Annotated in this window: 16 protein-coding genes; 8 read left to right on the plus strand and 8 right to left on the minus strand. The window is 52.7% G+C overall.

Annotated features, from left to right (window positions below):
• Positions 1–464: 464 nt before the first annotated feature.
• On the minus strand, positions 465–1,454 hold the full coding sequence (locus ACTJIK_RS03720; protein ID WP_440644967.1) for an aspartate-semialdehyde dehydrogenase: 990 nt from the start codon (positions 1,452–1,454) through the stop codon (positions 465–467).
• Positions 1,455–1,553: 99 nt separating this feature from the next.
• Here ACTJIK_RS03720 and ACTJIK_RS03725 point away from each other — a divergent pair, with 99 nt between their 5' ends.
• The 3 genes from ACTJIK_RS03725 to ACTJIK_RS03735 all read left to right on the plus strand — a co-directional run bounded on the left by ACTJIK_RS03725 (position 1,554) and on the right by ACTJIK_RS03735 (position 6,439).
• Positions 1,554–3,755 (plus strand): lamin tail domain-containing protein, encoded by a 2,202-nt coding sequence (locus tag ACTJIK_RS03725; protein ID WP_440644968.1) that lies wholly within the window; start codon positions 1,554–1,556, stop codon positions 3,753–3,755.
• A gap of 197 nt (positions 3,756–3,952) precedes the next feature.
• Positions 3,953–4,579 carry a DUF5606 family protein gene (locus ACTJIK_RS03730; RefSeq protein WP_440644969.1) on the plus strand — a complete coding sequence of 209 codons (627 nt, stop codon included), beginning with the start codon at positions 3,953–3,955 and terminating at the stop codon, positions 4,577–4,579.
• 141 nt (positions 4,580–4,720) lie between these two features.
• Positions 4,721–6,439 carry a M3 family oligoendopeptidase gene (locus ACTJIK_RS03735; protein ID WP_440644970.1) on the plus strand — a complete coding sequence of 573 codons (1,719 nt, stop codon included), beginning with the start codon at positions 4,721–4,723 and terminating at the stop codon, positions 6,437–6,439.
• Between the two features lie 77 nt (positions 6,440–6,516).
• Here ACTJIK_RS03735 and ACTJIK_RS03740 read toward each other — a convergent pair whose 3' ends face one another.
• The 5 genes from ACTJIK_RS03740 to ACTJIK_RS03760 are packed head-to-tail and all read right to left on the minus strand — an operon-like array spanning position 6,517 to position 10,174.
• The gene (locus tag ACTJIK_RS03740; protein WP_440644971.1) at positions 6,517–6,945 is read right to left on the minus strand and encodes a Fur family transcriptional regulator; all 429 of its coding nucleotides are present in this window, start codon (positions 6,943–6,945) and stop codon (positions 6,517–6,519) included.
• An 11-nt stretch (positions 6,946–6,956) separates the two neighbouring features.
• Entirely contained in the window at positions 6,957–7,583 is a 627-nt protein-coding gene (locus ACTJIK_RS03745; RefSeq protein ID WP_440644972.1) for an SCO family protein, read from the minus strand.
• Between the two features lie 44 nt (positions 7,584–7,627).
• A complete protein-coding gene (locus ACTJIK_RS03750) occupies positions 7,628–8,206 on the minus strand; it encodes a hypothetical protein (protein ID WP_440644973.1) in 579 nt (192 codons plus the stop codon).
• Positions 8,199–9,548 carry an FtsX-like permease family protein gene (locus ACTJIK_RS03755; protein WP_440644974.1) on the minus strand — a complete coding sequence of 450 codons (1,350 nt, stop codon included), beginning with the start codon at positions 9,546–9,548 and terminating at the stop codon, positions 8,199–8,201. Before ACTJIK_RS03755 ends, ACTJIK_RS03750 begins: the two co-directional genes overlap by 8 nt.
• Entirely contained in the window at positions 9,545–10,174 is a 630-nt protein-coding gene (locus ACTJIK_RS03760; RefSeq protein ID WP_440644975.1) for an ABC transporter ATP-binding protein, read from the minus strand. The genes ACTJIK_RS03755 and ACTJIK_RS03760 overlap by 4 nt, the downstream gene beginning before the upstream one ends.
• A gap of 160 nt (positions 10,175–10,334) precedes the next feature.
• Here ACTJIK_RS03760 and ACTJIK_RS03765 point away from each other — a divergent pair, with 160 nt between their 5' ends.
• The 3 genes from ACTJIK_RS03765 (at position 10,335) to ACTJIK_RS03775 (ending at position 14,647) form a co-directional block, all read left to right on the plus strand.
• On the plus strand, positions 10,335–10,769 hold the full coding sequence (locus ACTJIK_RS03765) for a MerC domain-containing protein (RefSeq protein WP_440644976.1): 435 nt from the start codon (positions 10,335–10,337) through the stop codon (positions 10,767–10,769).
• A gap of 323 nt (positions 10,770–11,092) precedes the next feature.
• Positions 11,093–12,322, plus strand: a complete 1,230-nt coding sequence (locus ACTJIK_RS03770) for a GTP-binding protein (RefSeq protein WP_440644977.1) — start codon at positions 11,093–11,095, stop codon at positions 12,320–12,322.
• A 108-nt stretch (positions 12,323–12,430) separates the two neighbouring features.
• Entirely contained in the window at positions 12,431–14,647 is a 2,217-nt protein-coding gene (locus tag ACTJIK_RS03775) for a TonB-dependent receptor (protein ID WP_440644978.1), read from the plus strand.
• Positions 14,648–14,778: 131 nt separating this feature from the next.
• Here the strand turns inward: ACTJIK_RS03775 and ACTJIK_RS03780 are convergent, their stop codons facing one another.
• Together ACTJIK_RS03780 and purN are read right to left on the minus strand one after the other, a co-directional pair.
• Positions 14,779–15,441 (minus strand): hypothetical protein, encoded by a 663-nt coding sequence (locus tag ACTJIK_RS03780; protein ID WP_440644979.1) that lies wholly within the window; start codon positions 15,439–15,441, stop codon positions 14,779–14,781.
• A 57-nt stretch (positions 15,442–15,498) separates the two neighbouring features.
• Positions 15,499–16,062, minus strand: a complete 564-nt coding sequence (gene purN, locus ACTJIK_RS03785; protein ID WP_440644980.1) for a phosphoribosylglycinamide formyltransferase — start codon at positions 16,060–16,062, stop codon at positions 15,499–15,501.
• A gap of 570 nt (positions 16,063–16,632) precedes the next feature.
• Here purN and ACTJIK_RS03790 point away from each other — a divergent pair.
• Together ACTJIK_RS03790 and ACTJIK_RS03795 are read left to right on the plus strand one after the other, a co-directional pair.
• On the plus strand, positions 16,633–17,868 hold the full coding sequence (locus ACTJIK_RS03790; RefSeq protein ID WP_440644981.1) for a c-type cytochrome: 1,236 nt from the start codon (positions 16,633–16,635) through the stop codon (positions 17,866–17,868).
• Between the two features lie 57 nt (positions 17,869–17,925).
• Positions 17,926–21,024 (plus strand): TAT-variant-translocated molybdopterin oxidoreductase, encoded by a 3,099-nt coding sequence (locus tag ACTJIK_RS03795; RefSeq protein WP_440644982.1) that lies wholly within the window; start codon positions 17,926–17,928, stop codon positions 21,022–21,024.
• The last annotated feature ends 54 nt before the right edge of the window (positions 21,025–21,078 follow it).

Below are 21,078 nucleotides of genomic sequence, written 5' to 3' on the forward strand. Positions count from 1 at the left end.
TAGTTTGATTGTTTAGTTTTCATGGAAATTTCAGATAAAGAATTTATTAGCATAGGATTGTAATATCAAAGTTGGACTTTATCCCGCACAAATCAATACTACTTCTGTGTAGTTTTTACATGTCTAGCATTAACAAAAAATGAACGAAGAAATAATAGTTGGACAGGTGGCACCCTCTCAGTGCACTCAAGGACAGATTTTTCGTATACCCCTTATCGTATTTTTTGACGGGGAAATGAAATTACATTAAAATTTTACAAATTCCAAATGTTGAATTGTATAATTCCTTGACACTAAAGGAAGGATAACAGCTTTATGGAAACGAACAGATCAAACTATTTGATAATCGGTTGAAATTAGCTAGGGGTAAGTGATTGAGCAGCAGCCCTATAACGAATTAAAGAAAAAAGGCCGGAAAATGTTGCAACATTTTCCGGCCTCCTGAAATTTATTTTTTAACGGGTTTATAACCAGTTCTTTTGATTGAGATATTCGGCGATCTGCACAGCATTTGTTGCCGCGCCTTTGCGTAAGTTGTCTGCCACGATCCATAAATTTAACGTGTTAGCCTGCGATTCATCCCTTCGGATACGGCCCACAAAAACATCATCTTTATCATGCGCATCTTTCGGCATCGGGTATACGGCATTCGCCGGATCATCTGTTACCACAATTCCCGGAGCAGCAGCCAGGATGCTGCGCACTTCAGCCAGGTCGAAGTCTTTCGCAAACTGTATGTTCACGCTTTCGCTGTGACCGCCCATTACAGGAATTCGTACAGTCGTTGCCGTTACTTTCACGCTTTCGTCGCCCATGATCTTCACCGTTTCTTTCACCATCTTCATCTCTTCCTTGGTATAACCATTGTCCAGGAACACATCGATCTGGGGGATCACGTTCAGGTCTATCTGGTGCGCGTAAGCTCTCGGGCCGTCCACGCCTTTGCGTTCATTCATCAGCTGGTCAACGGCTTTTACGCCGGTACCTGTAACGGATTGATAGGTGGAAACCACAACGCGCTGAATGCCATACTTCTTATGCAGGGGCTCCAGCACCAGCACCATTTGGATGGTGGAACAGTTGGGATTTGCAATGATCTTGTCTTCAGGCGTTAACGCATGCGCGTTCACCTCGGGCACCACCAGCTTTTTAGCAGGGTCCATGCGCCAGGCGGAAGAATTGTCGATCACGGTAATACCGGCTGCCGCAAATTTGGGCGCCCATTCCAGCGATGTGCTGCCGCCTGCGGAAAAGATGGCCACGTTCGGTTTCATGGAAATAGCCGTCTCTGCGTTCACTACCTTGTACGGCTTACCCTTAAATACCACTTCCTTGCCAACAGATTTCTCGGAAGCTACGGGTATCAGTTCCGTTACAGGGAAATTCCTTTCCGCGAGTACTTGCAACATTTTAGAGCCTACCAGTCCGGTAGCTCCTACTACGGCTACTTTCATTGTGTTATTTAATTAATAAAATGAGGACCCAAAATTAATACAGAAAAAGAAGATTTTATTATATTCGGTGAGTTTGTTAACCTATTAAATATTGCTATCATGCAACCCATTGTTTGCGGCCTGTTACTGGCCCTGTTACCCTTTGCTGCACAGGCGCAGCTTTCAGAATCATTTACGGATGGAAATTTCACGCAGAACCCGCCATGGCAGGGAATGGATTCGTCGTTCGAAGTGAAGGACGGAAAGCTCCGGAGCCGGCATTCCCAGCCCAACAGCACGTTTTATCTTTCCACGGCTTCTGCCGCTGCGCTGAATGTGCAGTGGGAATTCCAGGCACATCTCGATCTCAATCCTTCCGGGCTGAACTACGCGGATGTGTATCTCGCTGCGCAAACACCGCAGCTCAGCGCCGGGTATTTCGTGCGCATCGGGCATTCCGCGGACGATGTAAGCCTTTATTACAATGATGGCAAAGGCCAGGTCACCCGGCTTATAGACGGGCAGGACGGTGTTGCGGACCATGTTTTGCAGGTGCGCGTTACCCGCACGGCTGCTGGCGAATGGGGATTATACACCGATGGCGTGGAAGAAGGCAAGGTCAGGGATGTTGCTTATATGTCGTCTGGCTGGTTCGGTATCCAGATACGCCAGTCTACCGCATCTTTTTTCGGCAAACACTTTTTTGATGACATCATTATTAAAGAGCTGGACCTTACGCCGCCATATGTGGCGAAACGTTATGATGTATTGATACATGAGATCATGGCGGACCCTTCTCCGCCTGCAAATTTGCCGGACGCCGAATACATCGAGCTGCGCAATGTGAGCGGCGGGGAGATCAATCTCGGCGGCTGGCTGCTGAAAGGGCGTAGCATACACGCGGTGCTTCCGGCGTACAAATTGTTGCCGGACAGTGTAGTGGTGGTCGCGTCTTCATCCAATACTTCCTTGTTCCGGCCTTCTCTCGGCGGGGGAAGTTCGTTTTCCCTGTCGAATGAAGGCGAGTTGCTGGCCTTGTATGATAGTAAAGGACGGGTGATCCATGCAATAGATTACCGTACGGAATGGTATGGCGGCGGCATCAGGGCGCAGGGCGGCTGGAGCTTGGAAATGAAGGATGTGAAATGGCCCTGCGCGGGCGGGGAAAACTTTGGCGCTGGCGGATCGCCAGGCAGGAAGAATACTATTGAAGGAAACATTACCGCTCCCGGGCTGCCCCAATTGTCACGTATTTCCGTCATCGATTCCCTGCACCTGCGCCTGCATTACACCGCCGGGCTCGACAGTGCCTCGGCCTCGCACATGGGCATTGCCGAAGCGCCTTTATTTACGACACTGATGGTGCGCCTGCCCGGAGCCATGCTTCCAGGGAAGATCTACAACATGAGCCCGCAGGGGCTGAAGGACTGCAATGGCCGCGAGTTGCCCGCTGCTGCTGCATCCTATGCCCTTCCGCAGGAAATAACGGCGGAAGACCTGGTGCTCAGCGAACTTTTGTTTGACCCGCCGCAGGGTGTGCAGGATTTTGTGGAGCTGTATAACCGCAGCGCAAAGGCCATCGACCTCAACGGCCTTTATCTCGCACAGCGCGATGAGCTGGGTGTGCTCAAAACGCCGCTGCCCCTGCTGCGCATGCCTTACCTGCTGATGCCGGGCGAACATATTGCTTTTACGGAAGATGTACCCGCGCTTTGCCGGTATTATGCCTGCCCCGGCCGTGTGGAAACGATCCCGGCATTGCCTTCAATGCCGCAGGATGCGGGAACCATCGTGTTATTGAAGGCGGACGGGCTGGTGCTGGACGAATTCAGCTATCATAAAAACATGCATGCCGGTATTTTACACGATACCAGAGGTGTGTCCCTCGAAAGGCTGATGATGGAGCAGCCTGCGCAGGAGCCGGGAAACTGGCATTCCGCGGCTTCTGCGGCGGGTTATGCCACGCCTGGCTACCGCAATTCGCAGCATGCGCCTGAAATGCCGGGCGCGGAATGGTTCAGTGTGACGCCGGCAGTTTTTAGCCCGGATAACGATGGTATGGAGGACCTGGCGTACATCAGCTGGAATCTTCCAGGGGCGGGCTTCACCGTCAATATCACGGTGTATGATGCGGATGGCCGCACCGTTCGCCAGCTGGCCAGGAACCTTTTGGCGGGAAACACCGGCAGCATCAGCTGGGATGGCCGGCGGGAAGGCGGAATGGCCGCATTACCGGGCGTTTATATCATATTCATCAGGGCGTTCGACGGGAGCGGGAAGGTAAAGGCCTGGAAACATGCAGTGGCGTTGAAGAGGAAGTAAAATCCACCGTAAACAGGGCATTTACCCTGAAACAACCATATACCGGCCTGCCGCTGAGAGATTAACATTTCCCGCCGAAACCCGCTTCCATGGCCGAATGGAGGCCTGCTCCGGAGCTCCTGGGGGCAGGGGTGAAAATTTGTCAGCGCTATATCTATTGCTAATTTTTTATATTTGCCGTTCTTAAAAATGAATTCATGCAGTACAGAGAAATTGTTGCAGTAACCGGATTAGGCGGTTTATTCCAATTGCTGGCCAGCAAACAGGATGGCGCTATTGTAAGATCGCTGGAGGATAAAAGCACCCGCTTCGTATCTTCCCGGGTACATAATTTTACCCCATTGGAAAGCATTGAAGTATTTACAACGGGCGATAACGTGAACCTGACAGCGGTTTTCAAAGCAATGCAGGAAAAAGAGGCGCAATTCGCCCCGGCTGACGCCAAGGCGGACAATAACGCTATCAAAGCTTACTTTAAGAACGTGTTCCCCGAATTTGACGAGGAGCGCGTATATGTAAGCGATATGAAGAAAATGGTGAAATGGTTCACTATCCTCAAAAAGAACGACCTGCTCAAATTTGAGGAAGAAACTGAAGAAACGGTAGCGGAAGAAGCCGCCCCTGCTGAACAGGCAGAGGAAGCCAAACCCAAAGCCAAGGCAAAAGCGAAGAAAGAAGAAGCTGCAGGCGAAGAAGCGCCCGCGGAAGAGAAACCGGCTCCGAAAAAGAAAGCCGCCGCTAAAAAAGCAGCTGCAGACGCGGAACCCGCAGAAGGAGAGGAAAAGAAACCGAAGACCACCCGTAAGAAGAAATCAGAAGAATAGTTTCGAAAGCCGATATTTAGAGTTGGGCTGTACCTTGAATCCGGTACAGCCCTTTTCTATTCAGGCTTTCGATGTGCAATGACGGGTCTGCTGGTCAACATCATCATTTTCTTTATTTTTACTGACCTTAATTTTAACATCATGCAAAATGCACATATAACGGCGCCGCCAAGGCAATTTTTACCGAAAGACTTTACCGTAACCACCTGGGATGCATTGCAACCTTATTTTGAAACGCTGCAGAACAGGGAGATCAACAGCAAGGCAGACATCGAACAATGGCTGGCCGACCTCAGCGAGCTGGAAGCTGTGATCAGTGAAGACGCCTGCTGGCGCCAGATCCGCATGACGCGCGACACGGCCGACAAATCCTACGAAGAAGCATTCACTTACTTTTGCATGGAGATCCAGCCGAAGCTGCAGCCCTATGCCGATGCGTTGAACCGCAAGCTGATGGCCAGCGGGTACAAAGACGAGCTGGACCAGCAACTGTACTTCACTTACCTCCGAAACGTCCAAAAACAGATACAGCTTTTCAACGAACAGAACATCCCCATCCAGGCGGAACTGAGCGTGATGGCGCAGCAGTTCGGTGTGATCTCCGGCGCCATGACCATCAACGTGAACGGGCAGGAATACACGCTGCAGCAAGCCGCCAAATTCCTGGAAAGCCCGGACCGCAGCCTGCGCCAAGAGGTGTTCACCAAAACCAATACCCGCCGCCTGCAGGACAAGGACAAGCTGGACGAGCTTTATTCCACCCTCGTTGCAAAACGCCACCAGGTGGCGCTGAACGCGGGCTACGAGAATTACCGCGATTATAAGTTCGTGGAGCTCGGCAGGTTCGAATACAGCAAGGAAGATTGTTTCCAGTTCCATACCGCCATCAAGGAGCACATCCTGCCGCTGGTGCGGCAATCGCTGGAACGCCAGCGCGTGAAGCTGGGACTGGATGAACTGAGGCCATGGGACAGCGATGCGGAGCCCGAAGGCACGCTGCCGCTGGAGCCGTTCAAAAGCGGGGAGGAAATGATCAATAAGTCCATCCAATGTTTTAACGAGCTGCGCCCGTTTTTCGGGGAATGCCTTACCGTGATGAAAGAAATGGGCCGCCTGGACCTGGACAGCCGCAAGAACAAAGCGCCCGGCGGGTATAATTGCCCGCTTGCGGAAACCGGTGTGCCTTTCATTTTTATGAATGCCGCTGGCCAAATGAAAGACCTTACTACGATGGTGCACGAAGGCGGCCACGCCATTCATTCCTTCCTGAGCCACCCGCTGAAACTGAGCGCATTCAAGGAATATCCCATGGAGATCGCGGAAGTGGCCAGCATGAGCATGGAACTTTTCACCATGGACCACTGGCATATTTTCTTCGACAGCCCGGAGGAGCTGCGCCGCGCAAAATTGCAGCAGCTGGAGAGGGCCATCACCATTTTCCCCTGGATCGCTACGATCGATAAATTCCAGCACTGGGTATACGAGCACCCGCAGCATTCCGTGGAAGAACGTACCGCCGCCTGGACGCGCATCCTGGATGAATTTTCTCCCGGCAACGTGAACTGGGAAGGCTTTGAGCACTTCCGCGCCAGCAGCTGGCAGCGCCAGCTTCACCTGTTTGAAGTGCCGTTCTATTACATCGAATACGGCATTGCGCAACTGGGCGCCATCGCCATGTGGAAACAATACAAGGAAAATCCAAAGCAGGCGCTCGATAACTACGAAAAAGCGCTCAGCCTGGGCTACACCAAAACGCTGCGTGAACTGTACACCACCGCCGGCATCCGCTTCGACTTTTCACCCGGGTATGTAAAAGAGCTGGCAGGTTTTGTGCAGCAGGAGATCGATAAGATCGTGTAAACTGAACTTTAAAGCATAACATAAAAAAAGAGCGTTCTGCCGGCAGAACGCTCTTTTTAATATTGTAATACTGGGGATCAGTGGCAAGCCTTGCAAACCCCGCTCACCACCACTTCCACGTTGTGCACATCATATCCTTTCGGTAAGGAGATGACGGGGATATCCGTTTCGTCGAGGCACTGCGTAGCGCCGCATTCTTCGCAGCGGAAATGCACATGGTGATCGTGATGCTCATGCTCCCGGCATTCGGACCGGCAGATGGCGTACCGCACGGAAGTGTCTGTAGTCGGGATCTTGTGCACGATACCTTTGTCCAGGAAAGTTTGGAGGGTGCGGTAAATGGTCACCCTGTCAAAAGATTTCCCGCTTAATTTTTCAAAATCCGCATGTTCCAGCGCACCGTTGCTTTTCAGAAACAACTCCAGTATTTTAACCCGCGTTTCCGTAATGCTCAGCTTACTGGACTTCAATAACTCTACAATGAGCTCTTTGTTCTTTGAAGGCATGTTAAAACTTTTTATTCATGTACAAGGCGGTCAATGTCCTTGATCAGCTTGTCGATATCTTTATTTTTCGTTCCCTCGTACAGCCCGCGTATCTGCCCGTCCCCGTCTACCAGCGCGAACCATTGGGTGTGGATAAAATCATCTTCCCCAGTAAAATGGCCATCATCTACCAGGTAACTTTCACGGGCCATTTTATACAGCTCGCGTTTGTTGCCGGTAAGGAAGTGCCAGTTCTTCGCATCCGCGCCATGTTTTTCGGCATAGGCTTTCAAAACAGGAATGGAATCATAATCCGGGTCTGAAGTGTGGGACAGGATCATGAAGTTCGGGTTGGATTTATAGATGGCATATACCTTTTCCATGTTCTTGTTCATCACCGGGCAGATGTTGGTGCAGGTGGTGAAAAAATATTCCGCCACATAGATCTTCCCTTTCACATGGTCCTGCGTGACGGTTTTCCCTTCCTGGTCCGTAAAAGAAAAACCCTGCACCTTATGGCCGGGCGTGCCCAGCAACGGCAGTTTTTCTTTCCCGAAGAACTCACCCGTACCTTCTTTGATCATCAGGCCGGAAAACACCATGAAACCAACGCTCAGCACTACGAAAAAGATGATATAGAAGACCGCTTTTTTTGACATATCGTTTGCGCTTAAAATCTGACCTGTAAAGTTACGACTATTTGCTATTTGCCGATCAGCACCGCATCTTCCAGGTTATAATATAATTCGTAAATGTTTTTCTCGTTGAGCCTTAGTCTTCCTTTGAACTTCACATAGTCATCCGTTTCAAATTCTGGTTTGCCGGATCTGAATTTCAGGTTCATGATCGTTTCCGGTCCCGCGCCGCCGCAAAAGAAGCAGGAGCTGTTGGGGTTGGCGGAAAGCACGTACATGCCGCCTTTCACGTCTACCGGTATCACGTACCCGCTGATCGCGATGGTCTTTCCGTTCATGGCTTTGATGTTGCGGGAGAAGGAAGGATATAACATGGGCATCTGCATCTTTTCGTCCCACTTGCGATCGAAGATCACGTCCGACAACTGTTTCCAGGTAACGTTCACCGCCGCAGTGTCTGCCCAGACGCGTGTTTCCGGGACTTCCACGGTAGATACCGGTACGTTATCGCCGGCCTGCTGTTGCAGGCGGAGCACCCGGCCCAGGTAACCGGCGTTGACGCCGTGCTTGCAGTACTGGGAAATATTGGAACAGGAAACCAGGAAAAAAGCCATCAGGCCCACTAATATCTTTTCTGTTTTATGCATTGGCGAGTGTTTTAGAAATATTGAGCCTGAAAGCCCTTACAGCAGGGAACAGCGCAGCCAGCAGGCAGGCGGCCAGGATGGCGGCCGCGGTGTACAGGTCTGCACCGGCAATTTTCCAGGCCTTGGAAAAATCGAGGTGATAATGCGTGAATATCTCCTGTTGCAGCACGAACAAAGCAGCGCGGCTCAGCAAAAATCCGCCGATGATGCCGGCCAAAGCCAGCATGGCCGCTTCTGAAAGCACGAGGCCCAGCAGCTTCAGCCTGCCGCAGCCCATGCTGCGCATCAGGGCGAGTTCGTAGCGCCGTTCATGCGTTCCCTGCACCAGCATTACAAAGATGCTGCAGGCGGCCAGCGCGGCCAACAGCCAGCCCAGGATGCGGAGTATCTCCGTGCCTGCGCCCAGCAACGATTGCAGGCGGTTCACTTCTATAGCGGGCACAGCAGCCTGCATATTGGTGTTTTCGTTGATCATCCGCGGCAGCTGCAATTGCGCCAGCGGGCTCCTGAACTTGATAAGCACCGCGGTGATCTGCTGCCCGGGATCCCCGCTTGCCGGGGATTGCGCCTGTTGTTCGTCATGACGTTCTTCAGGTAGTGCTGATCCACCGGTTTCCCGGTGATGGTGCCCGCTCTGCGAAGTTACGCCCGCTGCCGCTTCTTTTTCATGATCGTGCTCATCCTCTTTTTCCCCTTCTTCATGATCGTGCTCCCCGTGATGGCGTTTCGCGGTTTCGTGGATGGTCCACACGCTTTCCAGCGGAGTGAGTATCAGCTGGTCCAGCGAAAGGCCGGTAACGGGAAGGATGCCCGTCACCACGTACGCATGCTCTTCATGCACATGCCCCTTTTCGCCCAGGCCGTGCGTACCCGCGAAGGTGTGCCCGAGGGCCAGCCCCGTGCGCCTGGCAACTGCAGCACCTATCACTACTTCCATGGATTTGGAAAACGCTTTGCCGGAAGCGGGCTTCACCTGGTATTTTTCAAGGTAAGCCGGCGTGGTGCCAACGATGCGGTAGCCATGATAAGAGTCGCCGAGGGAAAGGGGAATGGCCGATTCCACCAAAGGATGCCGCATGAAACGGCCGGCCTCCGCGAGTGAAATATTGCCGGTGGGCGCGTCCAGGTTGTAGACGCTGCTGAGGATCAGCTGCAGCGGGCTGCCTTTTGCGCCCAGCACCATGTCTATGCCGTCTATTTGTTTTTCCAGCTGCTCGCGCGACTGGCGGTTCAACGAAATAAGCACCAGCAACACGGCCGTACTGCAGGCCAGCAGCAACCAGCAAAGCACGGCATAGAGCGGTTTATGGAGAAGATTTTTAAAAGCGATGCGGATGATCATGAGAGTTGGATATGGTCCCGGAAAAGTTGTTTCAGCCGGTTGTCGTGCGTAACGATCAGCAGGGCGGCATGCTGCTGCTGTGCCTGCGCGGCCAGCAATTGCGCCACGGATGCACAGTTCTGATCATCCAGGCTGGCGGTGGGCTCGTCTGCCAGCAGCACCTGCGGGCTTTGCATAAGCGCCCGTGCGATGGAAGCGCGCTGTTGCTCACCCTGGCTGAGGTGCGCGGGTTTTTTATGCAGCAGCCCGCCGATACGCAGCGTATCCACCAGCTGCTGCAAACGCTCCTTCGAAGCAGGTTCCTTCGCGAGGGTAGGCGCCAGCAAAAGGTTTTCGCGGATGCTCAGCGAAGCGATAAAATGCGGCTGCTGGAAAACCAGCCCGATATTCTTTCCCCTGAAAGCGTCCATGGCAGCGGATTTGAGCCGGGGCAGGGAGGTGTTTCCCACCCGCACGTCGCCGGAAGCCGGCCTGAGCAGGCCCGCCAGCAGGTGCAAAAGCGTGGTTTTCCCGGTGCCGGAAGGCCCCGTGATGAGCAGCGCCTGGCCGCCTTCGCAGGCAAGGTCCGGGAACTGCAGCAAACGCCCGTTGGGATGGGCATATGCAAGATTTTCGGTGTAGATCATATCTCGTCCTGTTCTTGAAAAGCAACGATGTTGCATTCACTCCTTTAAGGATGGCTAAGATAGCCCTCCCTGCTGAGAAATTTTATTAAAATTAAATTAATTTGCAACTATGTTGCAAAAGTATGCTAGATTTGTTCCCTCACAAAATTAATTCCTGACCATGCGGATGAATCTTTTTAAATGGAATCTTGACGCGCTGGGCATTGGCGCGTCTCTCGCCTGCGCGGTGCATTGCGCGCTGCTGCCGCTGCTGATCACGGCCTTGCCCTTGCTGGGCCTGGAAATGTTTGAGAACGACCGGCTGGAATACGCGCTGCTGGCGGTTTCGTTCGCGGTGGGTTATACGGCCCTGATAAGAGGTTACCGGCATCATCACCGTCATGTATGGCCGTTGATATGGTTCACGCTGGGCTTTGCGGGGCTTCTGGCGGGCCACTTCCTCGCTCCTGAAGGCCTGGAACCCCTGATCATTACCACCGGCGCGCTGCTGATCATTCTCGCGCACATGCTGAACCTGCGCGGATGCAGGCGTTGCCGGGCGGAGCGCAAAAGTGGATTGGATAAAGGCGGGGCGGAAATGAACAATGCGGCCTAAGTTTAGGCCGGTGTGTACACCTCGCAACGAATGCCATGCATGTTTTTTGACGACGCCTGCACTTAAGCCAGTGTATACGCCTCGCCCGCGCAACTTCGTGACAGGTGCCGTACTTGTTCGATGTAGCTGGTTTTAGACCGGTGTATACCCCTTCACCCACAGTTTCGTGCCGGATGCCATGCCCGCTTGTGATGCCGCAGGCAGCAGATTAATACCTGGCATTTGCCTGCCCGGACCTTCAGATAACCGAAGGACAAGCCGGGAAAACCAAGGACTCATTTACCCGGTCATTCATTTCAATCACCAGATCAATTCACATAACTATGCCCAATACATTGCAACTTACGCCCCGCATGTTCCGCAAATTCCCGCCCAGGCTGCCGGTGACCGTGCTCAGCGGCTTCCTGGGCGCGGGGAAAACAACGCTCCTTCGCCATGTGCTGCACAACCGGGAAAATCTTCGTGTAGCCGTTATCGTGAACGATATGAGTGAAGTGAACATAGATGCGCAGATGGTGCGCAACACCGGCACGCTCCATCATACGGAGGAAAAGCTCGTTGAGCTCAGCAACGGCTGCATCTGCTGCACCCTCCGCGAAGACCTGCTGCATGAAGTACAGCGCCTGGCGGAAGAACAGCGGTTCGATTACCTGCTGATAGAATCCAGCGGCATTTCGGAACCTTTGCCAGTGGCGCAAACTTTCACCTACAAAGATGAAAACCTTGGCATCGACCTCGGCGCATTCAGCACGCTGGATACACTGGTGACCGTGGTGGATGCTTTTAATTTCCGTCAACACTTCAGCAGCCGTAATCTTTTGCAGGACGAAGGCCTGACGGAAGACACGGCTGACCAGCGCAGCATCGTGAACCTGCTTACGGACCAGATCGAGTTTGCCAATGTGATCGTGCTGAATAAATGCGATCTCGTGAGCGAGCCCGAACGGAACACCCTGAAAGCCATGATCCGCAAGCTGAATACCGATGCCCGCATCGTGGAAGCGGAGCACGGGCAGGTGCCGCTCGGCGAGATCCTCCACACCAAAAGTTTCGACTTCGACAAAACTTCCCAAAGCGCCGGCTGGATCGCAGAACTGGAAAAAGAACATACCCCTGAAACGGAAGAATACGGCATTTCATCTTTTGTATACCGCAGCCGCGCGCCCTTCCACCCGGCCCGCTTCTGGCAGTTCATTCAAAAAGATTGGCCTGCCAATATCCTCCGCTCCAAAGGTCTCTGCTGGCTGGCCAGCCGCCCGGACGTGGCTTTGAGCTGGAGCCAGGCCGGTGCCTCGCTGATGGCGGACCGCGCCGGGGTGTGGTGGTGCACCATTCCCCCGGAAGAACGGTACCAGGATAAAGCGACTGCAAAGATCATCCGCGACAGGTGGCACCCGCTGTTTGCAGACCGGTACAACGAAATTGTTATTATCGGTCAGGAGATGGACGTGCGGCGGATCACCGCGGCGCTGGACAGCTGCGTTTGCGATGATGGGGAAGTGAACGACTGGCTGGACGGCGCGGTGTTTGAAGACCCGTTCCCAGTGCTATAATTTAGGCTAGTCTAAAAATAAATTTAGATTCGTATCATTTTCGATTTTAAATTTGTCTCATAAAATATTCAAATGCTCCCCAGATTTTTACATAGCCTGACTATATGTTTGTTCCTCACACCGGCCCTGGATGCAGAAGCACAGGGCCGGTTAAAAGGCACAGTGACCGCCGGCCAGCAGCCGGTGCCCTTTGCCACTGTTGGTTTTAAAGACCTGAAAACCGGCGTGGTAACCGACGAAAAAGGCACTTTCGACCTGAAAGATGTGCCCGCGGGGAAAAGAACTTTGCAGGTGAGCGCCGTGGGATACGTCACCTCCGTGCAGACGGTAACAGTGAAACCCGCCGGCATCACCACTTTCAACATAATTTTACAGCCCACTTCCTCCAACCTCAACGAAGTGGTGGTAAGCGGCACTTTACGCCCCGTGACCAAAATGGAGAGCCCGGTGCCGGTGGAAGTATATTCCCCGGTGTTCTTCAAAAGGAATCCCACCCCGAGCATTTTCGACGCATTGCAGAACGTGAACGGCGTAAGGCCGCAGCTGAACTGTAATGTGTGCAACACGGGAGACATTCACATCAACGGCCTGGAAGGCCCTTATACTATGGTGATGATAGACGGGATGCCGATCGTCAGCGCGCTTTCAACCGTGTACGGTCTTTCCGGGATACCGAACAGCCTGGTAGACAGGGTGGAGATCGTAAAAGGGCCGGCTTCCACGCTTTACGGCTCCGAAGCGGTGGCCGGCCTCATCAACATCATTACCAAATCGCCCGCCACCGCCCCGAAATTCACCGCAGACGTGATGGCCACCAGCTGGCGGGAATACAGCGCAGACCTCGGCTGGCGCTTCAACGCGGGCGACAGGGCGCAATCGTTACTGGGCGTGAATTATTTCAACTACCAGGACCCGATCGATAACAATGGCGACGGCTTTACGGACGTGACCCTCCAGCACCGCGTGTCCGTATTCAATAAATGGAACTTTACCCGTAAGCACGACAGGGTGGCATCTATCGCGGCAAGATACTTCTATGAAGACCGCTGGGGCGGGCAAACCCAATGGAACAAATCGTGGCGTGGAACGGACAGCGTGTACGGAGAAAGCATCTTCACCAGCCGCGTGGAGGTTTTAGGCCAATACCAGCTGCCCACGAAGGAGCATATCATGTTCCAGACCTCGTTTAACTACCACGACCAGAACTCCGTGTATGGCACAACGGTATTCCTGGCCAAACAGACCATTGCATTTGCGCAGCTCACCTGGGACAAGCAGGTCGGGAAACATAACCTGCTGGCCGGCGTGCCTTTCAGGTATACATTTTATGACGACAATACCGTGGCTACGGCAGAAAAAGGCGAGAACAAAGCGGACAGGACTTTCCTGCCCGGCGTTTTTGTGCAGGATGAGATCAAGCTGGCTACCGGGCACAACCTGCTGCTGGGGGCGCGTTACGACTACAACTCCCTGCACGGCAACATTTTTACGCCCCGCCTGGCTTACAAGTGGGCGCCGAACTATCGTAACGTGCTGCGGCTGAATGCGGGTACGGGTTACAGGGTGGTGTCCCTCTTCACGGAAGATCATGCGGCCCTGAGCGGGGCCCGCACCGTGGTGATACAATCGGAGCTGAAGCCGGAGCGCAGCTGGAACGCGAACCTGAACTACACGAAAAAGATCCCGTTCAACAACGCTTTCCTCAACCTGGATGCCACGGCCTTCTACACTTATTTCACCAACCGCATCATGCCCGACTACTCGAAGCAGGACACCATATTATATGATAATCTCCGGGGCCATTCCATTTCCAAGGGCATCAGCCTGAACGCGGATGTGATGTTCGCCTTCCCGCTGAAGGTGATGGCCGGCGCCACCCTGATGGACGTGTACCAGGAAGAAGGCGGGGTGAAAACCCGGCAGATGTTGACGGAGCGTTTCTCCGGCACCTGGTCCGTTTCCTACGCCTTCAGCCGGCTGGGGCTCACGGTGGATTATACCGGCAACATTTACGGTCCCATGCTGCTGCCGCTGCAACCGAAAGATCCCAGGCCGGGCGAATCGCCAGTGTGGAGCATCCAGAATATACAGCTCACGAAAAAGCTGGGCAAAGAGTGGGAACTGTATGGCGGGGTGAAGAACCTGCTGAATTTCCTGCCGCCGAAAAATTCCATCGCCCATGCGCATGACCCCTTCGATAAAAGGACGGGTTACAATGCGGACGGATCGGTGGACCCTTACAACCTTCTCTTCGACCCGACCTATGTTTTTGCCCCGAACCAGGGCATCAGGGGTTTCCTTGGGCTCAGGTTTACCCGTCAATGATCTGAAGCCAGATATCCGGTACAAAAAATGCAGCGCCATATTATAATGGACGCTGCATTTTAGTTATGATCGCAGGCTTTGTGCTATCAGTTTGAATAGCAGCCGGTTATTTAATTTGTGTAAAACGGCTATTAAAGGCTCAGGCCTATTTTTATGCCTAAATGAACGCTGGGAAGGATGTTCCAGAGGTCGTTGTGTTCGGCCGTGATGGAGGTGCCGTTTATTGTATGGTTCGTGTACTTGTATTGTTTCCCGCGGATGCCTATGCCGAGGTACGGGTCCAGGATGTACTTGTTGCGCTTGATCTGGCGGCCGAGCAGGAACTGGATGCCGTATACATGTTTATCGGCGCTGTTCACATACACGGTGTTCTCGAAGTTCACATCCGCGTCAGGGTAAAAGACCCTTTTATAGAACAGTACGGGTTGAAAATAAGTGCCTTGTGCGTTGGAGGCGGACTGACGGCGGAAGAGGTACCATTTGAGGCCGGCCCTGAACCCGAGGCCGCGGCCTTCCACGAATTGTTCCGTACTGATGCCGGGTTTCCGTTGCCCGATGTCTATCCGTTTGAAGAAAACGTAGTCCGGGTAGTCTGTATAAATACCGCTGATGCCCAGTTCGAGGCTCAGTTTCTCGGAGAGGTCCTGCTCAAGGTAAATATCCAGCTCATTAATAATGGTGGTCGGGTTTACTTTAAGGTAGGTTCCTTTAATGAAGGGAGCATCGTTTTGCTGGGCGGCTGCGGTAAGGCCTGCTGACACAAACAGGAAAAAAAAGGGTAATGTTCTTTTCATACAGCGGTAGGTTGAGGCTAAAAAGGCGGACAGTTTTACCTTTAACAGCCGGTACAACTATGACAATAATCGTTCCACAATCAGGGGAAACCAGTGGTGTTCCAGTGCCTGTACTTTCTTTGCGAGGGTTTCGGGCGTATCGTCCGGCGAAACGGCGCAGCGTTCCTGGATGATGACCCCGCCGTCGTCGTATTGTTCGTTCACATAGTGAATAGTGATGCCGCTTTCGGTATCGCCTGCGGCGAGCACTGCTTCGTGCACGAAGTGGCCGTACATGCCTTTGCCGCCGTACTTAGGCAGCAGGGCGGGGTGGATGTTGATGATGCGGCCGGGGAATGCCTGTACGATATTGGCAGGCACTTTCCAAAGGAAACCGGCCAGTACGACCAGGTCAATATTACTTTCCTGCAACAGCTTTACGTAGTTATCGCCCCGGAAGAACTGTTCCTTGTCTATCAGCACTGCGGGTATCTGTTCTCTTTCTGCTATTTTAAAGATGCCGGCTTCCGCTTTGTTGGACACGATCAGTGAAACCCGCGCCAGGGAAGAGCCTTTGAAATGGTTGATGATCTTTTGGGCGTTGGTGCCTGCCCCGGAAGCAAAGATGGCGATGTTTTTCAAGCTGGTCTGTTTGAATGAGCTGCAAAAATAAGGCAGAATAAGACTTTATGGATCAGCTCTTTTTTCATAAATTTAGGGAACGGGCTATCCTATTTGTGTGCAAGTTGATGATTATCATCCTGTGTGAATGACTAAAATCAGGTGAACTCAACCTTTATTATTCTATCTTGTTAAGGATTGTTAGCTTTCGCAAAGCATGGCTATCATTCACCAGTCAGGAACTTGATAATCGCCCGGCCGTTTTTTCCTCATGCCAAAATAGTATCATTGAACTGCGTCCTATCCCTTCATAGAGGAAATATGATTTTTATCAGGAATTTATAATGAGGTGCGGGAGGCATACCTCCGGCATCTAGTTACAATCAGCTACGGTAAAGCATTTCCGCCGATTAACGTCTCGCGGATGATAGATAAAATGTGCTTCGAAAACAAGGACAAATTTTTTTTCTTTGTTGGTAAATTGTCAACATTCTGTCTTATTTTTGCTGGCACTTTTAAGAAACCTTAGGTCAAATCTAAACTAAATAGGCTGTGTATCGTCGTGTTTCCATTCGTTTGCGTAAGCAATTTGTGAGTGTTCTTATCCTATGCGCGGGACTGGTTAGTTCTTTTTCCGTTGCCCGGGCTGCAGATCCTGCTGCTGGTAAGGCGCTATTTCAGCAGAATTGTGCCTCTTGTCACAATGTGCACAAAAAATTGACCGGTCCTGCCCTTGTGGGGGTGGAAGACCGGTGGGCTGATAAGAAGCTGCTCCACTCCTGGATCCGCAACTCTGCAGCGGTTCTGAAGACCGGCGACAAGTACGCCAATGATCTCTTTAATCAGTATAACAAGCTGCCGATGACCGCTTTCCCTGCGCTCACGGATGCTAATATTGATGACATCCTGGCTTATATCAGCGCTGAAGGCGCGAAGCCTGTGGGTGGCGACAAGGGTGCTGCCGGTGCAACGGCCGGTGCGGATGGTAAAGAAGAAGGTGGCAACAGCCTTCTTTTCGGCATTATCACCCTTATTCTCGCTATCGTTGCCATCATCCTGATGCAGATCAACAGCAACCTGAACAAGCTGGCTGCTGAAAAAGAAGGCCACGAGCAACTGGAGCCGGTTCCTTTCTATAAGAACAAAGCTTACATCGCGCTCTGCATCGTTCTCCTCTTCGTAGTGGGCGGTTACTTCACCATCCAGGGCGCTATCGGCCTGGGCCGCCAGCAGGACTATATGCCTGAGCAACCCATCTTCTACTCCCATAAAGTGCATGCGGGCATCAACCAGATCAACTGTCTGTACTGCCACTCTTCCGCAGAGAAGAGCAAACATGCCATGATCCCTTCCGAGAACGTTTGTATGAACTGTCACAAGGCCATTACGGAATACACCGGGCCGGACCTGTTCACCGCGGAAGGTAAAAAAGTGAACGGTACCGCTGAGATCCAGAAATTATACGATCACATCGGCTGGGACAAGGAAGCGCAACGCTACACCAAGCCCGCCACCCCGATCGAATGGACCAAGATCCACAGCCTGCCCGATCACGTATACTTCAACCACTCCCAGCACGTAAACGCGGGCAAAGTACAGTGCCAGACCTGCCACGGCGAAATCCAGAACATGGATGAAGTGAAGCAGTTCGCTGACCTGAGCATGGGATGGTGCGTAAACTGCCACAGGACGACTAAAGTGCAGTTTGCAGACAACAACTACTACAGCATTTTCGAAAAATTACACAACGACATGAAGAATGGCAAGGTTGACAGTGTAACCGTTGAAATGGTGGGTGGTACAGAATGTCAGAAATGCCACTATTAATATCTATATCTAATAAGGAAGAGACTAATTTTTCAAATCGTAACTCGATATAATCACATGGAGCAAAAAAAGTATTGGAAAGGCTTGGAGGAGTTGCACAATACCGCTGCGCATCAGGAAGTAGTGAAGAACGAATTCAGGGAAGACCTGCCGTTTGAAGAGAGTGATACTTTCCTGGGAGCAACCACCCCCCGCCGGGATTTCCTGAAATACCTGGGTTTCACCACCGCGGCCGCTACCATTGCAGCCAGCTGTGACATCCCTGTAAAGAAGGCCATCCCTTACGTGAACAAACCGCAGGACATTACGCCCGGCGTTCCCAACTATTATGCTTCTGCCTATACTGTAGACGGTGAGTACGTTCCCCTGGTGGTAAAGACCCGTGAGGGCCGCCCCATCAAAGTAGAGGGAAATGAAATGTCATCCATCACCGGAGGTTCCACTACTGCACGCGTGCAGGCTTCCGTACTGGCGCTGTATGACGTTGCCCGTCTCCGTTATCCCGGTATCAATAATGGTCCTGATAAAACAAAGCTGGAAGACCGCATTAAGGAATTGACCTATGCGGAACTGGACAAACAGGTAGCCGCAGCGATTGCCGGCAAGCCTGTTGTGCTGCTTTCTTCCACGATCCTCAGCCCCACTACCAAAAAACTGATCGGCGAATTCCTGGCCAAATATCCCGGAAGCCGTCATGTTACTTACGATGCGGTTTCTTACTCCGGCATGCTGCTGGCAAACGAAGCATCTTATGGTAAAAGAGCGCTGCCTACCTACCATTTTGAAAATGCGAAAGTAGTGGTAAGCCTTGGCGCCGACTTCCTCGGTACCTGGCTGAACCCTTCAGAATATTCCCGCCAATACGGTGCAACCCGTAAGATCAACGCGAAGAACCCGGAAATGAGCAAACATTTCCATTTCGAAAGCATCATGAGCCTCACCGGCGCCAATGCTGACGAAAGGTTCACCCACCGCCCTTCCGAAGCAGGCGTAGTAGCGCAGGCTTTACTGGCGGCCCTGGGCGGCGGCGTTTCCGCTCCGAACATTGCTGACGCGCGCCTGAAAGAAGGTATCGCCAAAGCGGCGAAAGCCATCCAGGCAAACCCCGGTAAAACACTGGTGGTTTCCGGCAGCAACGACCAGAACGTACAGATCCTCGTAAACGCGATCAACAACCTCGCAGGTTCCAACGGCACTACCATCGACTGGGCAGTGACCAGCAACTACCGCCAGGGTATTGACGCGGATATGGTACAGCTGGTGAACGACATGAACGCAGGCAGCGTAGGCGCGCTCCTCGTTTACGGCGTTAACCCCGCTTACGATTATTTCGATGCTGAGAAATTCAAGGCAGGTATCAAGAAAGTAGGCGTGACAGTGTCTTTCAACGACCGTTACGACGAAACCACCGAGCTTTGCAGATACATCGTGCCCGACCATCACTACCTCGAAAGCTGGGGTGATGCAGAAGGCCGCAGCGGCTACTTCGCGTTCGTGCAACCCACTATCGCGCCGCTGTTCAAGACCCGCGCTTTCCAGTCTTCACTCCTCAACTGGAGCGGCAACACCACCGCCTGGGAAGATTACCTGAAAGGAGAATGGATCGCGAAACTGGGATCCCAGGAAGCATGGGACAAAACCCTGCAGGACGGCGTGATCGAACCCGCCGCTGGCGCTGCGCTGGCCGGCACTGCCTTCACCGGCGACGTTGCTACTGCCGCTGCCAGGATCTCCGCTCCCAAAACAAGCGGTTTCGAACTGGCGCTGTACGAAAAAGTAGCGATCGGTAACGGTAAAGAAGCAAACAACCCCTGGCTGCAGGAAATGCCCGATCCTATCACGCGCTCCACATGGGACAACTACGCCTGTGTGGCCAATTCAGTAGCCAAAACCTTCAAGACCGAACTGGGCGACGATTACGAGATCAACGCCGAGAAGAAGGTACTGAAGATCACCGCCAAAGGCAAGACCGTTGAGCTGCCCCTGCTGATCGTGCCGGGTATTCATCCCAACACGATCGCTATAGCAGTAGGTTACGGCCGCGGCAAGAAGGAATACATCGGCAAAGCTGCCGGTGAAGTAGGTAAGAACGCTTATCCTTTCGTTTCCTTCAACGGCACCACTTTCGATTACTTTGTACCTGAAGCCAAAGTTGAGGCAACAGGCGCAACATACGAGATCGGCCTGACCCAGACGCATAACAGCTATGAGGGCCGCCCGATCATCAAAGAAACCACGCTGGAAGAGTTCATCAAGAACCCGAAAGAAGTGAACCACGACCGTGAGCACCTGGCCCAGTATGGCGAAAATTTCGCCGCCGATGGTACCTTGTACCACGAGCACCAGTATCCCGGCATCAAATGGGGCATGAGCATCGACCTGAACACCTGTTTCGGTTGCGGCGCCTGCGTGGTGGCTTGTACAGCTGAAAATAACGTATCAGTGGTAGGTAAGGAGCAGGTGATCAAAGCGCACGAAATGCACTGGCTGCGCATCGACCGCTACTTTGCCGGCGACGAGAACAACCCTGAGGTGGTATTCCAGCCGATGCTGTGCCAGCACTGCGACAATGCTCCCTGTGAGAACGTTTGCCCGGTAGCTGCTACCAACCACTCTTCCGAAGGTATTAACCAGATGGCTTATAACCGTTGTATCGGTACCCGCTATTGCGCAAACAACTGCCCGTATAAAGTTCGCCGCTTCAACTGGAGGGACTGGAACGGTGCGGACAGCTTTGAAGGCAACCTGCACGACACGGCCGATATGAACGATGCGCTCACCCGCATGGTGCTGAACCCTGATGTGGTGGTACGCAGCCGCGGTACGATGGAAAAATGTTCTTTCTGCGTACAGCGCCTCCAGGATGCAAAACTGACCGCGAAAAAAGCAGGCCGCCCGATGAAAGACGGCGAAGCCCGTACCGCTTGCCAGCAGGCTTGCGCTACCGATGCGATCGTGTTCGGTAACATCAACGATAAAGAAAGCCGTATTTACAAGGTTCGTAACGAAGAGCAGGCAGACCGCCTCTATTATGTGCTGGAAGAAACACACGTGCTGCCTTCCATCAACTACCTGGCGAAGATCCGTAACAAGGATGCAGCCCCGGTAGCAGCAGCGCACGGCGCCGAGCACAAAAAAGAGGAAGCGCACCACTAGAATTAGAACAAGTAAAGAAACAGTTTTAAGTTTTGAAACAACGTAGTCTCGGCT

The organism is Chitinophaga sp. 22620, from assembly GCF_052044405.1.
Taxonomy (GTDB): Bacteria; Bacteroidota; Bacteroidia; order Chitinophagales; family Chitinophagaceae; genus Chitinophaga.

Coding starts and splice junctions, on each gene's coding strand:
- ACTJIK_RS03765 (WP_440644976.1), top strand. CDS start 10,335: ATGCGGATGAATCTTTTTAAATGGAATCTTGACGCGCTGGGCATTGGC.
- ACTJIK_RS03780 (WP_440644979.1), bottom strand. CDS start 15,441: ATGAAAAGAACATTACCCTTTTTTTTCCTGTTTGTGTCAGCAGGCCTT.
- ACTJIK_RS03745 (WP_440644972.1), bottom strand. CDS start 7,583: ATGTCAAAAAAAGCGGTCTTCTATATCATCTTTTTCGTAGTGCTGAGC.
- ACTJIK_RS03760 (WP_440644975.1), bottom strand. CDS start 10,174: ATGATCTACACCGAAAATCTTGCATATGCCCATCCCAACGGGCGTTTG.
- ACTJIK_RS03740 (WP_440644971.1), bottom strand. CDS start 6,945: ATGCCTTCAAAGAACAAAGAGCTCATTGTAGAGTTATTGAAGTCCAGT.
- ACTJIK_RS03750 (WP_440644973.1), bottom strand. CDS start 8,206: ATGCATAAAACAGAAAAGATATTAGTGGGCCTGATGGCTTTTTTCCTG.
- ACTJIK_RS03755 (WP_440644974.1), bottom strand. CDS start 9,548: ATGATCATCCGCATCGCTTTTAAAAATCTTCTCCATAAACCGCTCTAT.
- ACTJIK_RS03795 (WP_440644982.1), top strand. CDS start 17,926: ATGGAGCAAAAAAAGTATTGGAAAGGCTTGGAGGAGTTGCACAATACC.
- ACTJIK_RS03720 (WP_440644967.1), bottom strand. CDS start 1,454: ATGAAAGTAGCCGTAGTAGGAGCTACCGGACTGGTAGGCTCTAAAATG.
- ACTJIK_RS03735 (WP_440644970.1), top strand. CDS start 4,721: ATGCAAAATGCACATATAACGGCGCCGCCAAGGCAATTTTTACCGAAA.
- ACTJIK_RS03730 (WP_440644969.1), top strand. CDS start 3,953: ATGCAGTACAGAGAAATTGTTGCAGTAACCGGATTAGGCGGTTTATTC.
- ACTJIK_RS03725 (WP_440644968.1), top strand. CDS start 1,554: ATGCAACCCATTGTTTGCGGCCTGTTACTGGCCCTGTTACCCTTTGCT.
- ACTJIK_RS03770 (WP_440644977.1), top strand. CDS start 11,093: ATGCCCAATACATTGCAACTTACGCCCCGCATGTTCCGCAAATTCCCG.